A 15,326-nucleotide genomic window follows, 5' to 3' on the forward strand; every position below is an offset into this window, starting at 1 on the left:
TCTGAGCCGCGGTTAAATCGGTTTCCAGTCCACTTTTTTGCTGGGCTAGCTGCGTTTGCTGCTGCGCTAATTCCGCATTTTGCTTCGCCAGCGTCGTTTGCGCCGCCTCATGCTGCTTCACTTTTTCCGCCAATTGCGCTGTGAGTTGCTGATTCTGCGCGGTCAGCGTATTCACTTGTTTGTCGCTGGATTCACCCAATGACACCAATTTTTGCTCGGCTTGCGTTTGTTGTGCTTGTAATTGTACTTTCGCGTCCGCCAATTGCTTCTGAGCCGCGGTTAAATCGGTTTCCAGCCCACTTTTTTGCTGGGCTAGCTGCGTTTGCTGCTGCGCTAATTCGGCATTTTGCTTCGTCAGTGTCGTTTGCGCCGCCTCATGCTGCTTCACCTTTTCCGCCAATTGCGCTGTCAGTTGCTGATTCTGCACGGTCAGCGTATTCACTTGTTTGTCGCTGGATTCACCCAATGACGCCAATTTTTGCTCGGCTTGCGTTTGTTGTGCCTGTAATTGTGCCTTCGCGTCTGCCAATTGCTTCTGAGCCGCGGTTAAATCGGTTTCTACACTATTTTTTTGTTGTATTTGTTCTGTGAGCTGCTGGTTTTTTTGTTCAAGCGATTTCACTACATCTTCTTGCTGTTTTAACGCCAATTGAACATCATTTTTTTGAGTTTGTGCTAACTTGAAATCTTCTTCTTTCTGCTTTAACAATTCTTCTTGTTTTAGCAGGTTTGCATTAAGTAACTTCAATTGCTCATCAGTCTTACCCGAAAGCTGTAGTTGCTGTTGAGCGTCAGACTGTAATTTAGTAATTTCTGTCGTTAGCTGTTCAATTCGCTGATTAGCATCAATGACGTACTTATCTTTTTCTATTAATTGCTGTTTTGCATTAGCAAACTCGGCCACACCATCGCTCAGCTGTTTTTCGAGCTGTTGAATAGTTTCCTTTGACTGTTTGTTCTCTACGCTAAGTTCCGTTAGATTATTTTGCTTTTCGGCAATTTCTTTTCTAACTTTAACTAATTCTTTATTTAACTCATCGACAATTAGTTTGTTATCAACTGATTTAACTACACCCTGCAATTGTTCAATTTGCTGTCTATTTGCAACAAGCTCTTCATTTAATTTATCAATTGCAAACTGCTTTTCGGTAATAATGTAATTTAATTCTGCAACACTCTTATTATGATGTATCAGTTGAGAAACTAGCTGCCCATCCGTTAACAAATTATTGTACGAGATTAATTCACCAATACCTTGGGCAATACCAAACCTATAAAGATTCTTTAATTGCTGCTGCTCAATTAGACTCGCCAATTGCGCAAGATAAGCAGAATTATCTATCCCTGCTTGTTTAGTAAATTTCGTGGAATATAAACCAAGTGGATCAAGAACAACTTGGTATTTAGCAAAATCTTTTGCCAAATATTTAGGATTCCATTGGTTATTTTGGAATATGCTAGGATAGGATGAGAGTATTATTGGTTGATAAGATTGAGTGTTTGTCGCTAATGGATAAACTTCAGAGACAGTACTTATTTCTGTCTCTGAAGGCTTAATTTGTTCTTCGCTTTTTATCTTTAGAGATTCAGATACCACCACTGTGTTCAATGGACGTTTATCGTTCTTTTTCTCTTTAATTTTTTGCTGTTTAACCGTTGAGGTTTGGCGCTTTTCTTTCTCCTTAGCTACAGGAACAGGGGAAAGCGTAGCCAAAACATCATAACCTTGAGCCTGTGTACTAATATTCAGTGGCACTTCTGCTGGTAGTGACTTTGTTTTTTTTCCTTCATTTTCTGATTGAAGGTAAGAATCGAAATCATCAATGACATTATTAAAACGTTCCGCATGGGAAACTTGAGAATAAAATGTCGAAAACAGTGCCAGAGAGACACACAGCCTTAGGTTAAGTCTCATAATCCATTAATTTTCTGCAAAGTAGATTCAGTTGATAGTACAGCGCTATAACGCACTTTTGCGCAAAGTACTTTTGTTTTAGATTCTATCGCCATCTGTAATAGCTCAATAGTATCTGGGCTAGCGGTTGCTTCAATTTGCTTATACAGTTGGTTAATATCACTCACTTCTTTGAATGAACCCACTAAGCGATTGTAATCTTCAGGGGATAATGCTTTTAGTGAACTTAATTCTCTAATACACACATTCAGATTTTCTGATCCTTGCTTCCCTAAACCATTAGGAGAACGCTCCAATGCATTATTTAAAATGTTTTGGGATTCAGGATAAGAATTATCGGATTTTTCTTGCGCTACAGGCTCAGTTTTCACTGCCGCTTGCTTACTTTCACTATTCATTGATGCAGTATTCGTTGAGCTTTGGTTAGCCGTGCAGCCTGCAAGAAATGCTGTACTTACCAAAAGTAAAGATGCAACATTAAATTTATTTAAAAACATATAGTTACCTTAACAGTACTTTTCTTCGCTATTATTATGATGTCCCAGAAACCTAGTGTAAGCTAAAAATCAGCTATTTTCTATAAGTCACAATAGAGAAATAGAGTCGCCGCATAAATTTAGTGTTTTGTTATTTTGCATCAAAATAATTTAATCGCCAGAATTTAGTTATTCCAACACACTAATACCAACAATTACCCTAAATAAGAGATAATTCACCAGAATTTTCTAAATTTATTACGCATTAATTAAGTAAATCTTCTCGAGTGTACTACCAATCTAGAATAACAACAGACCAATAACATACTCTCACTAAAAACTTTCATTTTTTATTTTAGTTTGTTATCTGATCATTAAATATCTGTTTATTTGGAGGAGCTACAAGACTAATAAAATAACATCGTATTAAACTAAAATGAGATACCCATCCGCTTTTATTCGATTTTTATAAGTGCTCGTATTTATGAGCAAGCTATTTCAGTGCAACTATTTTTATAAATAAAAATACTTAGTTATAAAAATAATTCGACACTCAGTAATATACTGAGTGTCGATAGAAAACTGTTATGCTTTGCTAGGACGTAATGCAGGGAATAAAATCACATCACGAATAGTATGGCTATTAGTAAACAGCATAACCATACGGTCAATACCAATACCTAAGCCTGCTGTTGGTGGTAGGCCATGTTCTAAAGCGGTAACATAGTCTTCATCATAGAACATTGCTTCATCGTCACCTTCATCTTTTTGACGAACTTGCTCAGCGAAACGTTCAGCTTGGTCTTCAGCATCGTTTAACTCAGAGAAGCCATTACCAATTTCACGTCCACCAATAAAGAACTCAAAACGGTCTGTGATGAATGGATTATCATCGTTACGACGTGCAAGCGGAGAAACTTCAGCTGGGTATTCAGTGATAAACGTTGGTTGAATTAAGTGGCTTTCCGCTACCTCTTCAAAAATTTCGCACTGAATACGACCCAGTCCCCAGCTCTTTTCAATCTTAATACCAATAGACTGAGCAATTGCTACCGCTTTATCCATATCATCTAAGTCTGCTACATTCGTTTCAGGACGATACTTACAGATAGCTTCTTTCATAGTTAATTTGGCAAATGGTTTACCAAAATCGAACTCTTGTTCGCCATACTTAACAACCGTATTGCCTAACACTTCCTGAGTCAAAGTACGGAATAAATCTTCAGTCAGTTTAATTAAGTCACGATAATCCGCATACGCCATATACAGTTCCATCATAGTAAATTCTGGATTATGGCGTGGAGATAGACCTTCATTGCGGAAGTTACGGTTAATTTCGAATACACGTTCAAAGCCACCCACAACTAATCTTTTCAGATACAGCTCAGGAGCAATACGCAGATACATATCGATATCTAACGCATTATGATGTGTCACGAATGGACGCGCAGAAGCCCCCCCAGGGATCACTTGCATCATTGGTGTTTCAACTTCCATAAACCCTTGGCTTACCATGAAGTTGCGCACTTCTGCTAAGATCTTAGAACGGATGATAAATGTGTTACGAGATTCATCATTCGCGATCAAATCTAAGTAACGTTGACGATAACGCGTTTCTTGATCGGACAACCCGTGGAATTTGTCTGGTAATGGGCGTAGAGCCTTGGTCAGCAAACGAACTTCATGACAGTGAACCGTCAATTCGCCAGTTTTAGTTTTAAACAAACGACCTTTAGCGCCTAAAATGTCACCTAAATCCCATTTTTTGAACTGCTCGTTATACACACCTTCTGGCAGATCATCACGAGAAACATAAATCTGAATACGTCCGCCAACATCTTGTAATGTTGCAAATGAGGCTTTCCCCATAATACGGCGAGTCATCATTCGGCCAGCGATGGTAACGTCGATATTTAAGTCTTCCAACTCTTCTGCTGTTTTTTCATCAAATTCAGCATGCAGCTTGTCAGAAATATTTTCACGACGAAAATCATTAGGGAATGCGATACCCTTTTCACGTAATGCAGCAAGTTTTTCTTTACGGACTTTTAGTTCGTTATTCAAATCGGGAGCTTGTTCCACACCCTGTTGTTCCTGAGACATTTTTTCCTCACAGGCCAGCTTTTAAACTAGCTTCAATGAATTTATCCAAATCACCATCCAGTACGGCTTGCGTATTACGCGTTTCCACACCAGTACGTAAATCTTTGATTCTTGCATCATCAAGGACGTAAGAACGGATTTGACTTCCCCAGCCAATGTCCGATTTATTCTCTTCCATCGCTTGCTTATCTGCATTTTTTTTCTGTATTTCCAGTTCATAAAGCTTTGCTTTTAACTGGCGCATGGCTTGATCTTTGTTTTTATGTTGCGAACGGTCGTTTTGACACTGAGTCACAATATTTGTCGGTATATGGGTAATACGTACCGCTGACTCAGTTTTGTTAACGTGCTGACCACCAGCACCAGAGGCGCGGTATACATCGATACGTAAATCAGCAGGGTTAATCTCGATATCAATATCATCATCAACTTCAGGATAAATAAACGCTGAACTAAAGGAGGTATGACGACGACCGCCTGAGTCAAATGGACTTTTACGGACTAAACGGTGAACTCCCGTTTCTGTTCTTAACCATCCGTAAGCATAGTCACCGATAATTTTTATTGTGGCTGATTTTAAGCCTGCAACATCACCATCTGACTCTTCAATAATTTCTGTTTTGAAGCCTTTTGACTCAGCCCAACGTAGGTACATACGCATTAGCATACTTGCCCAATCTTGCGCTTCAGTACCACCAGAACCAGCTTGTAAGTCAATATAACAGTTAGCACTATCGTACTCACCAGAGAACATTCGACGGAATTCAAGTTGCTCTAACTTACCTTGTAGCTGCTCTAATTCAGCATCCGTTTCATTGAACGTTTCTTCGTCATCAGCTTCTATCGCTAACTCTAGTAACCCTTCAACATCCTCAATACCTTGCTCTAATTGGTCAATCGTATCCACGATGGCCTCAAGTGAGGAGCGTTCTTTGCCTAGTGCCTGAGCGCGTTCTGGTTCATTCCAGACATCCGGCTGCTCAAGTTCTGCGTTAACTTCTTCTAAGCGTTCTTTCTTGGCATCATAGTCAAAGATACCCCCTCAGAACCATTGTCCGTTCAGACAGGTCCTGAATCTTATTTTTTACTGGGTTTATTTCAAACGTCATTTTCGCTATCTTATAGTTGATCAATAAAGATAAATATTTTCTTTCACAAACCGTTTAGTATAACGGAATTCCTATCAGTTTTATAGGGCGTTGCTACCCTATTTCTGCATGAAATCTGCTGTCATTTTATTCCGGCCAAATATGTTCAATCATTAGCTGGACATTTTTTTGACCTCTAAATTCATTCACATCCAGCTTAAAGGCAATTTTTGCTTTTTTAACACTATTATCTGGCCAGCGGCGAACATCAATATTAAACATTATTCCATCTAACATTGGCCCGCCATTGACGGGTTCTAACATTAATTTTAAATGTTTTTCGCCTACTATTTTTTGCTGCAATAGTTGGAAATGCCCATCAAATATAGGCTCTGGGAACGCTTGTCCCCATGGTCCGCTTTCTCGTAGTAGCTCTGCTGTTTCCAATGAAAATTGGTTGCGCAGCAATTCGCCGTCACTCCAAATAACACCAGATAGTTGCTCTGGCTGAATGAGTTCACCCATTAAACTTTCAAAATGGTATTTGAACGTTTCGAATTTACGCTCTTCCAAACTTAGCCCCGCAGCCATGGCATGTCCCCCAAATTTTTGCATTAACCCTGGCTGTAAAGTATTTAACCGCTCGAGGGCATCACGCATGTGAACACCTTGTACTGAGCGTCCAGAGCCTTTTAGTATGCCATCGCCAGCGGGCGCAAAAGCGATAACAGGCCGGTGAAATTGCTCTTTTATGCGGGAAGCTAATATTCCAACAACACCTTGGTGCCATTCAGGATGATATAGCGCTAAGCCATTCGGTAGTTGGCTATCGCTATAATTAATTTTGTTAAATAATACTAACGCTTCTTGCTGCATACCCGCTTCTATATCGCGGCGAGTTTGGTTTAAGCCATCGAGTTCATTCGCCAATTCACGGGCATATGCCATATCATCAGTCAGCAACAGCTCAATGCTAACAGACATATCATCAAGCCGCCCTGCGGCATTGAGCCGGGGCCCTAGTGCAAAACCAAAGTCATTTGCCACCAATCGTGAAGAATCTCGTTTTGAAACTTCAATCAGAGCTTTAATCCCCGCACAGCAACGCCCCGCTCTCACACGGTTTAATCCTTGGTGAACTAAAATCCGATTATTCATATCAAGGGGAACAACATCGGCGACAGTCCCCAAAGCAACTAAATCGAGATATTCTGCTAAATTAGGTTCACTTATTCCTTGTTGTTCAAACCATTTTACTTGACGAAGATGTGCTCTAAGCGCTGACATCAAATAAAAAGTAACACCCACTCCAGCCAGCGATTTAGAGGGGAATTGGCATTCATGCAAATTGGGATTAATAATCGCATCCGCATTCGGTAAGGTTTCACCCGGCAGATGGTGATCCGTAATAATCACTTTCATACCATATTGATGGGCAGTTTCTACTCCTTCATGGGATGAAATACCGTTATCCACCGTGATGATCAGGTCGGTTCCCTGTTTATAGGCTTCGTCTACAACCAGAGGCGTCAACCCATACCCATTTTCAAAACGATTTGGCACAATATAGTTTAAATTAGCATATCCCATTGCCTTTAAAGCACGCATCGCCAGTGCTGTGCTCGTAGCTCCATCCGCATCAAAATCCCCAACAATGGTGATTTTTTGATGTTCGGTTAATGCGCGATAGAGTATGTCTAGCGAATTATCAATCCCAGATAGAGATTGATAATTCAAAAGATGAGAGGCTTTACGCTCCAATTGAGTTCTATCCGTGATCCCTCTGGAGGCATAAATACGTTGTAATAGTTCGGGGATATCAGACAAGGCCCCAGTATTACCCGTTAATTCTCTTTGACGTAAAAAAGTTTCTACATTCACAATAATTGGCTATTTCTGTTCGAGTAATTGAAGTAAATCATCAGGTTTTACAAAGCCGGGAAGCACCTGCCCATTTGATAGCACGATAGCTGGAGTCCCTGTCACTTTAAACAATTGTCCCAATTTTAAATGGTTCCCTAAATCAATTTTACAGCTATCAATAATAGCGACTTCATCCCCTTTAAATGCTTTACTCAGCGCATCTTGAGGTAAACCATTACACCAAATTGATGCCATTTGTTTTGCTGTATCACTTTTTAAACCTTGGCGAGGGAACGCAAGGTAACGAACGGTAACTCCCTTGCTATTTAGTTCACCCACTGTTTCATGCAGTTTCTTACAATAACCACAGCTGATATCTGTAAATACAGTAACCACATATTTCTCATTTGGCGCTTTGAATATAATCATTTCATTTTTTAGCGCTTCCATTTTCTTCAAAAGTGGTTGGTTGCTAATATTCAGTGGTACTTTACCGCTCATATCATAGATAGGACCTTGCAGCAGGTATTTACCATCGTCAGTGATATAAATAACCCCGGTATCTGTTTCTACGGTATTTAAGCCAACAATGGGTGATGGCTTGATTGACTCAACCTGCATGTCATATTTTGCCAATGTCTCTTTGATCAGTTTTTCTTCCGTTGCTCCATATACAGACACCGTGAAAGAGGCAATACAAGCAGCCAATAAGAGTAATTTACGTTTCATATTTGTCCTTTAACATCACCCCCTAGGATGATGTTGCTCATGTAAAGTACGTAGCCGCTCAGTAGCGACATGCGTGTAAATTTGGGTTGTTGAAAGGTCACTATGACCTAATAACATCTGAACTACGCGTAAGTCCGCGCCATGATTCAATAAATGAGTAGCAAATGCGTGTCTTAGTACGTGAGGAGATAACGATTCTCCATCAATATTGGCTAAAACGGCATAATATTTTATACGATGCCAAAATGTTTGCCGGGTCATTTTTGTACCACGTTTACTGGGAAATAGAACATCACTGGCCTTGCCATTTAATAGGTCGGGGCGACCATACTCTAGATATTTTTCGACCCAATAGATCGCTTCTTCCCCTAACGGAATCAAACGTTCTTTATCTCCTTTACCCACCACTCGAATAACACCCTGACGTAAGCTGATATCCGAAAATGTCAGTCCGATCAATTCAGAAACGCGTAAACCACAAGCATATAATACTTCAAGCATCGCTTTATCTCGCAGCTCAAGAGAATCTTCTGTTGCTGGCGCATTCAATAAATCTTCTACCTGTTTTTCACTCAAATCTTTCGGTAAACGCTGAGGGATTTTCGGTGCGGCGATGACAGCAGATGGGTCATCAAGCCGAATTTTTTCACGATATAGGTACTGAAATAGCCTACGCATTGCACTTAATAAACGTGCAGAGCTAGCCGCTTTATAGCCGCTATCAATTCGTTCAGCTAAAAAGGATTGTAAATCAATTGATTGAACATTTTCCAGATGCAACTGTTGCGCATCTAACCAACGATCTAAAGATTGCAGGTCATTACGGTAAGATGCTAACGTATTTTCAGCAAGATCTTGCTCCAGCCAAATTGTATCAAGAAACTGTTCGATTAACGGATTTAGTTGTTTAGTTTCCACTCCAGATCCTACCCCTCATTTCTATTATCACAACAATCTATTATGCCTGATTGTAGCCCCATCTGTTACAATACTTTCCTCGTGATGAAAACCATAGCTGGATATAGTAATAATATATGAAAATAGGTCTTTTTTACGGTTCAAGTACCTGCTATACCGAAATGGTTGCAGAAAAAATCCGTGACATTCTTGGTGATGATTTTGTCACCCTCCATAACGTTAACGATACCCCCCCCGAATTAATGGAACAATATGATGTTTTAATTTTGGGAATACCTACGTGGGATTTCGGTGAGATTCAAGAAGATTGGCTCGCTATTTGGGAAGCGCTTCCCAAACTGAATCTTTCAAACAAAATTGTTGCTATGTATGGCATGGGTGATCAAGTTGACTATAGCGAATGGTTTTTAGATGCTTTAGGCATGCTTTACTATCAGCTCAAACCGACAGGAGCACAATTTATTGGTTTTTGGCCCACTGATGGTTATGAGTTTGAAAGCCCAAAACCATTAACTGAAGATGGCAAAATGTTTGTCGGTTTAGCACTAGATGATGTAAACCAATTTGAGCAAACCGATGAAAGAGTCGCTATTTGGTGCGAGCAGATTCTCCAAGAAATAGAAGCTGCCCTTTAATAATTTAAAACTGAATCACTGCAATATTAAATATCAGGATATTGCAGTAATAATTGGTTCAGGTTACGCCAATTTTCTTCTGAAAGCGCATCTTTCGCAATCCATAAACGCAATTTTCGGGGTTTACCCTGTAGTGCATTCAACGTCAGTAAAATACCGAACCGGCTACACCATGGCGTTTTTACAATTTCCCACTCATTTTTCTTCCATTGAAATTTATTACCATTGACCAGTACAGCGACACCTTTCACTTTACTGATATTTTTTTGACTTTTAGCCCAACTGGCTACAAGTACAACTAATAATGGCAACCAAATCATTGAATTACCAGGCTGCCATGGTGCAACAAGCAATAGAATGCCTGTTACCCCATGAAAACAGGTCGAAAAAAGCTGAGTTTTCCATGAGATGGCGAGATTAGATTTCCACAGGACCACGATTTTTATTTTTTTCCTGAATCAGCTTAATCATATTAAACAACTTTTCGTCATCCGGACGCCCATGATTCATTAACCAATTAAATAAGTCTGGATCTGGACATTCAAGCAGACGCACAAAAGTATATTTATCTTCATCGGTCAGTTGGTCATATTCATATTCAAAAAACGGCATGATAGATATATCTAACTCACGCATGCCACGCCTACAAGCCCAATGAATCCGTGCTTTATTTTTTATATCGATTTGACTATGTCCATTATCCATTTCACTACGACCTTTTGATGCAGTTAACTGATAAGATTGATTATTTTACATACTCTATCAGATTATCAGTCAATAAAACATGTCATACTCTACATAGTTAGCATTTTAGGTTGTAAAATACCGTTTTTCTACAAACTATTTGTGCCCTAATGTTGAATAATAACAGAGTGAGTTTCTTGCGTTTACTTAGATTGCTAGACTCTCACCTAAAGACAGGCAGCTACTGATTGAAGTATAAAGAAAAATTCACAATAACTGCTTGCATTGTTATCTAGCTATTCTACCATTAAGCACCATTATCAGATAAAGAACAACGGGTGAAATCATGACGACCGAAGTAGATAATACACAACAGTTTCCTCTTGCTTCTCAGTTCCTACCACTTGTTTTGATTTCACTGGAAAACTGGGAACTTATTCATCTTCACGGTGCCGACGCCGAGAAATATCTGCAAGGGCAAGTCACCGCAGATATCAGCACACTCAGCCATGCTCATACCCTAACAGCCCACTGTGACCCAAAGGGAAAAATGTGGAGTGACCTACGTTTATTCCATCATTTAAATGGCTACTCTTATATAGAAAGACGCAGTGTCAGTGACATCCAGCTGGCTGAGCTAAAAAAATACGCTGTTTTTTCAAAAGTTACCTTTGAAAAAAAACCAGAGCTTAAATTGCTAGGTGTAGCAGGGCAAGGAGCAAGACAGGCTTTAGAAGCCGTATTTAATTCCTTACCCGATGACCAAAACCAAGTAGTTGTTGATGGTGAAACGACCATCCTGCACTTTGCTTTACCCGCCGAACGCTTCCTACTCATCACAAATGATGCTACTGCGCTAAAAATTTCAGATACTTTAAAAGCTATTCACGTAGCCGATTCTCAATGGTTAGCATTAGAAATTGCAGCTGGTTTTGCCGTTATTGATCAAGAAAATAGCGGGCAACACCTTCCTCAAGCAGCTAACTTACAAGCACTTCCACACGGTATTAGCTTTCAAAAAGGTTGCTATACCGGCCAAGAAATGGTGGCTCGAGCTAAATTCCGCGGAGCCAATAAGCGAGCTATGTATTGGCTAATAGGAACAGGTTCAACACTTCCTGTTATAGGTGAAGGCGTTGAATGGCAGCTAGGTGAAAACTGGCGTCGTACAGGTACCGTACTTGCGGCAGTGCGTTTAGGTAATGGCGAGCTCAGTATCCAAATTATTATGAATAATGATATGGAAGCAGATAGCGTTTTCCGTATTCTTGGTGATGAGCAAAGTAAACTCACCATTGCCCCACTCCCATATTCATTAGAAGAAAAATAATTGAGGTTTTTATGTCATCTGCATCAGGTACTAAGCCACTAGAGGTTTTGAATTTTGGGGCTTTTACCGAAGTCATCCAATTTTTAATGGAACTCGATAAACTGAAAAGTATTTATCGTAAAAATAAACTATTAAACCGTGAGCGTCATGAAAATACGGCGGAACATAGCTGGCAATTTGCTGTTGCCGCGATGACTTTTGCACCCTATGTGCCCGGTGTTAATGTAGAGCGAGCCATTAAACTTGCGCTGATCCATGACATTGTCGAGATTGATGCTGGCGATGTACTGGTATTCGATAATGCTGCCCGTGAAGCCATTCACGATGAAGAGGTCAAAGCTGCAAATCGTATTTTCAACCTACTGCCAAGCCCACAAAACGCTGAATTTTTAGCTCTTTGGAATGAGTATGATGCAGTTGAAACATTGGAATCTAAGTATGCTAATGCCATCGATAGAGCGATGCCAATGCTATTGAATTTACACAATCAGGGACAAAGCTGGGTTGAAAACCATATTCGCCTTGAACAAGTATTCAGTAAATGCGATTACATCCAGCAAATTCTTCCTGAATTTTGGCTACAGTTAAAATCTCAGTTGGAACAAGCCCATCAGAAAGGATGGCTGTTGTAATTTTTACTTCAAAAAAAACGCCAGATATCAGTCTGGCGTTTTCATATTAAAAGATAAGAATATTAATTACATATAATCTTCAATGGGTACACAAGAACAATGTAAGTGGCGGTCGCCATAGACATCATCAAGACGCTTCACTGCTGGCCAGTATTTATTAACCTTAGTTGCATGAGATGGGAACACAGCTAGCTCACGGCTATAAGTATGGCTCCACTCTTCCGCCAGCTCAGTTTGTACATGAGGCGCATTTACCAACGGGTTATCTTCTAGTGGCCATTGACCTTGAACCACCAAATCAATTTCATCGCGGATCGCTAGCATTGCATCGATAAAACGATCAATTTCAACGATACTTTCTGATTCTGTTGGCTCAATCATCAACGTACCGGCTACTGGGAATGACATAGTTGGCGCATGGAAACCATAGTCAATTAAACGCTTCGCAATATCTAATTCACTAATTCCCGTGTCTTTCTTAATCGGGCGTAAATCAACGATGCATTCATGTGCTACATAACCCTCTTGCCCTGTATACAGAATGTCGTAGCGGCTTGATAAGCGCTTCGCAATATAGTTAGCGTTTAAAATAGCAACTTGGCTAGCTTTTCTTAACCCATGAGAGCCCATCATGCGGATGTACATCCAGCTAATTGGCAGAATCGATGCACTACCAAATGGTGCAGCAGAAACGGCACCTTGCTCCGTTAACATTTCTTGAGTGACTACAGAGTGACCCGGAACAAACGGTGCTAAATGTTTTTTCACACCGATAGGTCCCATACCAGGCCCACCACCACCATGAGGAATACAAAATGTTTTGTGTAAGTTCAGGTGGGATACATCCGCGCCAATAAAGCCCGGAGTAGTGAGCCCCACCTGCGCGTTCATGTTCGCACCATCTAAATAAACCTGTCCACCATATTGATGAATGATCTCACAAACTTCACGAATGCTCTCTTCATAAACTCCGTGAGTGGAAGGATATGTCACCATCACGCAAGATAGTACAGCGCTGTGTTCTTGTGCTTTTTCTCGTAAATCAACAAGGTCAATATTACCTTCATCATCACAGCGTACAACCACCACCTCCATTCCAGCCATATGAGCAGAAGCTGGGTTAGTTCCGTGAGCTGAGGCTGGGATCAAGCAAATATTACGATCACCTTCATTACGGCTTTCATGGTAACGGCGAATCGCTAAAAGCCCCGCATACTCTCCTTGTGCCCCAGAGTTTGGTTGCATACAAACCGCGTCATAGCCTGTCAATTGCACCAACCAATGAGAAAGCTGCTCAATCATTTGATGATAACCCTGAGCTTGATCTGGTGGACAGAATGGATGAAGCTCGCCAAATTCAGGCCATGTAATCGGGATCATCTCCGCAGAGGCATTCAATTTCATGGTACAAGAACCCAGTGGGATCATCGCTTGATTCAACGCTAAATCTTTACGCTCAAGGCTATGCATGTAGCGCATCATTTCCGTTTCGCTATGATAACGATGGAAGTTTGGATGAGATAAAATAACATCGTCGCGTAACATGGCCGCAGGAATAGAACTGGTACCTTCAGAAACTTGCTTGTCTAATTTTTCGAAATCAAGTTTTTGCTCATTGCCTGTAATCACCCAAAACAGTTGGTTCAAATCTTGTCGGGTAGTTACTTCACTGAAAGTCACACCAACCGCCCCATGGATATCAGTGCGCAGGTTTAGATTTGCTTTCTCTGCACGAGTTAATACTGCGGCTTTATCTGCGACTTCGATTGTTAGCGTATCGAACCACGTTTTGTGGCGCAGAGAAACACCCGCTTCAATTAATGCTTTAGCAAAAATAGAACTGAAACGATGAATACGCCCAGCAATAATTTTTAATCCTTCAGGACCATGGTAAACCGCATACATTGCAGCAATATTGGCAAGTAAAACTTGTGAGGTACAAATGTTAGAGTTCGCTTTTTCACGACGAATATGTTGTTCACGGGTTTGCATCGCCATACGCAGTGCTGTATGCCCCGCAGCATCACGGGAAACCCCGATAATCCGTCCCGGCATTGCCCGTTTGAACTCATCCTTACAGGCAAAGAATGCAGCATGAGGCCCACCGTAGCCCATAGGTACACCAAAACGTTGTGCTGAACCGAAAACAATATCGGCTCCTTGTTTTGCTGGCGCAGTCAGCAGTACCAATGCCATCATATCCGCAGCAACACAACTGACAATCTGCTTCTCTTTTAGCTTCGAAAATAATGCACTATAGTCGTGGATATTTCCTGTTGTGCCAACCTGCTGTAGCAATGCACCGAATACCCCTTCATGTTCCAGCACTTTATCTGCGCTATCGACAATAATTTCAAAACCAAATGTACCAGCACGGGTACGAACCACATCTAAGGTTTGAGGGTGTACATCATCCGCAACGAAAAATCGCTCAGCATTTTTCAATTTACTAATACGTTTTGCCATCGCCATCGCTTCGGCAGCGGCAGTCGCTTCATCAAGCAACGATGCAGAGGCTAAATCTAAGCCTGTTAAATCAATCGTAAGTTGCTGAAAATTAAGGAGGGACTCGAGACGACCTTGGGAAACTTCTGGCTGGTATGGTGTATATGCAGTGTACCATCCTGGATTTTCTAATAAGTTTCGGAGGATTACCGGAGGAAGTATCACTGGAGCGTAACCCATTCCAATATAGCTTTTATAGCGCTTGTTCAATGAGGCTATGCCCTTTAATTCAGCAAGCGCTTCTTGTTCTGTTGCCCCACCACCAACTCGTGGTGGCTCGGGCAATAAGATGGCTTTAGGGACAATTTTATCCATTAAGTTATCGAGGGAGGTCGCGCCAACAGTGCCTAACATGGTTTTTATTTGTTGTTCTGAAGACCCAATGTGACGCGATATAAATTCTGAACGGTTCTCTAATTGACTCAGTGACATCGACATATCTGTGTTC

General features: G+C 40.8%; 13 protein-coding genes. 3 read left to right on the top strand and 10 right to left on the bottom strand.

The features are described 5' to 3' along the window. The 7 genes from PROVRUST_RS11285 to xerD all read right to left on the bottom strand — a co-directional run. A partial coding sequence (locus PROVRUST_RS11285) for a coiled-coil domain-containing protein (RefSeq protein ID WP_006814947.1) occupies positions 1–1,915 on the bottom strand: 1,915 nt, incomplete at its 3' end. Beyond that, positions 1,912–2,412 (bottom strand): hypothetical protein, encoded by a 501-nt coding sequence (locus tag PROVRUST_RS11290; RefSeq protein WP_006814948.1) that lies wholly within the window; start codon positions 2,410–2,412, stop codon positions 1,912–1,914. The genes PROVRUST_RS11285 and PROVRUST_RS11290, both read right to left, overlap by 4 nt. Positions 2,413–2,976: 564 nt before the next feature. Continuing rightward, positions 2,977–4,494: a lysine--tRNA ligase gene (gene lysS, locus PROVRUST_RS11295; RefSeq protein WP_006814949.1), complete on the bottom strand. Its 1,518-nt coding sequence runs from the start codon at positions 4,492–4,494 to the stop codon at positions 2,977–2,979. Between the two features lie 7 nt (positions 4,495–4,501). Beyond that, positions 4,502–5,603 (bottom strand): peptide chain release factor 2 gene (gene prfB, locus PROVRUST_RS11300; RefSeq protein WP_119246378.1). Its coding sequence is split into 2 segments (ribosomal slippage): positions 4,502–5,524 and positions 5,526–5,603, totalling 1,101 coding nucleotides; the frame shifts between segments, so codons are not numbered across the junction. A gap of 126 nt (positions 5,604–5,729) precedes the next feature. Continuing rightward, positions 5,730–7,463, bottom strand: a complete 1,734-nt coding sequence (gene recJ / locus PROVRUST_RS11305; RefSeq protein ID WP_006814951.1) for a single-stranded-DNA-specific exonuclease RecJ — start codon at positions 7,461–7,463, stop codon at positions 5,730–5,732. Between the two features lie 9 nt (positions 7,464–7,472). Further along, positions 7,473–8,174 (bottom strand): bifunctional protein-disulfide isomerase/oxidoreductase DsbC, encoded by a 702-nt coding sequence (gene dsbC / locus PROVRUST_RS11310; protein WP_006814952.1) that lies wholly within the window; start codon positions 8,172–8,174, stop codon positions 7,473–7,475. 15 nt (positions 8,175–8,189) lie between these two features. Beyond that, the gene (xerD, locus tag PROVRUST_RS11315; RefSeq protein WP_006814953.1) at positions 8,190–9,092 is read right to left on the bottom strand and encodes a site-specific tyrosine recombinase XerD; all 903 of its coding nucleotides are present in this window, start codon (positions 9,090–9,092) and stop codon (positions 8,190–8,192) included. A gap of 116 nt (positions 9,093–9,208) precedes the next feature. Here xerD and fldB point away from each other — a divergent pair, with 116 nt between their 5' ends. Next, on the top strand, positions 9,209–9,727 hold the full coding sequence (gene fldB, locus PROVRUST_RS11320; RefSeq protein ID WP_006814954.1) for a flavodoxin FldB: 519 nt from the start codon (positions 9,209–9,211) through the stop codon (positions 9,725–9,727). Positions 9,728–9,753: 26 nt separating this feature from the next. Here the strand turns inward: fldB and PROVRUST_RS11325 are convergent, their stop codons facing one another. Beyond that, a complete protein-coding gene (locus tag PROVRUST_RS11325; RefSeq protein WP_006814955.1) occupies positions 9,754–10,164 on the bottom strand; it encodes a protein YgfX in 411 nt (136 codons plus the stop codon). Next, complete coding sequence (gene sdhE, locus PROVRUST_RS11330) at positions 10,145–10,411, bottom strand: FAD assembly factor SdhE (protein WP_039855432.1); 267 nt, start codon at positions 10,409–10,411, stop codon at positions 10,145–10,147. The genes PROVRUST_RS11325 and sdhE overlap by 20 nt, the downstream gene beginning before the upstream one ends. A gap of 346 nt (positions 10,412–10,757) precedes the next feature. On the opposite strand from sdhE, the gene ygfZ reads away from it, so the two are divergent. Next, positions 10,758–11,741, top strand: a complete 984-nt coding sequence (gene ygfZ / locus PROVRUST_RS11335; protein WP_006814957.1) for a tRNA-modifying protein YgfZ — start codon at positions 10,758–10,760, stop codon at positions 11,739–11,741. 11 nt (positions 11,742–11,752) lie between these two features. Beyond that, positions 11,753–12,373, top strand: coding sequence for an HD domain-containing protein (locus PROVRUST_RS11340; RefSeq protein ID WP_006814958.1), 621 nt, complete (start codon positions 11,753–11,755; stop codon positions 12,371–12,373). A gap of 66 nt (positions 12,374–12,439) precedes the next feature. Here PROVRUST_RS11340 and gcvP read toward each other — a convergent pair whose 3' ends face one another. After that, entirely contained in the window at positions 12,440–15,316 is a 2,877-nt protein-coding gene (gene gcvP / locus PROVRUST_RS11345; protein ID WP_039855125.1) for an aminomethyl-transferring glycine dehydrogenase, read from the bottom strand. Positions 15,317–15,326: the final 10 nt, after the last annotated feature.

The organism is Providencia rustigianii DSM 4541 (genome assembly GCF_000156395.1).
GTDB lineage: Bacteria > Pseudomonadota > Gammaproteobacteria > Enterobacterales > Enterobacteriaceae > Providencia > Providencia rustigianii.

What these genes read in the sequence shown, in the direction of transcription:
- PROVRUST_RS11290 (WP_006814948.1), bottom strand. Translation starts at nt 2,412, where the DNA reads ATGTTTTTAAATAAATTTAATGTTGCATCTTTACTTTTGGTAAGTACA.
- lysS (WP_006814949.1), bottom strand. Translation starts at nt 4,494, where the DNA reads ATGTCTCAGGAACAACAGGGTGTGGAACAAGCTCCCGATTTGAATAAC.
- dsbC (WP_006814952.1), bottom strand. Translation starts at nt 8,174, where the DNA reads ATGAAACGTAAATTACTCTTATTGGCTGCTTGTATTGCCTCTTTCACG.
- fldB (WP_006814954.1), top strand. Translation starts at nt 9,209, where the DNA reads ATGAAAATAGGTCTTTTTTACGGTTCAAGTACCTGCTATACCGAAATG.
- ygfZ (WP_006814957.1), top strand. Translation starts at nt 10,758, where the DNA reads ATGACGACCGAAGTAGATAATACACAACAGTTTCCTCTTGCTTCTCAG.
- PROVRUST_RS11340 (WP_006814958.1), top strand. Translation starts at nt 11,753, where the DNA reads ATGTCATCTGCATCAGGTACTAAGCCACTAGAGGTTTTGAATTTTGGG.
- gcvP (WP_039855125.1), bottom strand. Translation starts at nt 15,316, where the DNA reads ATGTCGATGTCACTGAGTCAATTAGAGAACCGTTCAGAATTTATATCG.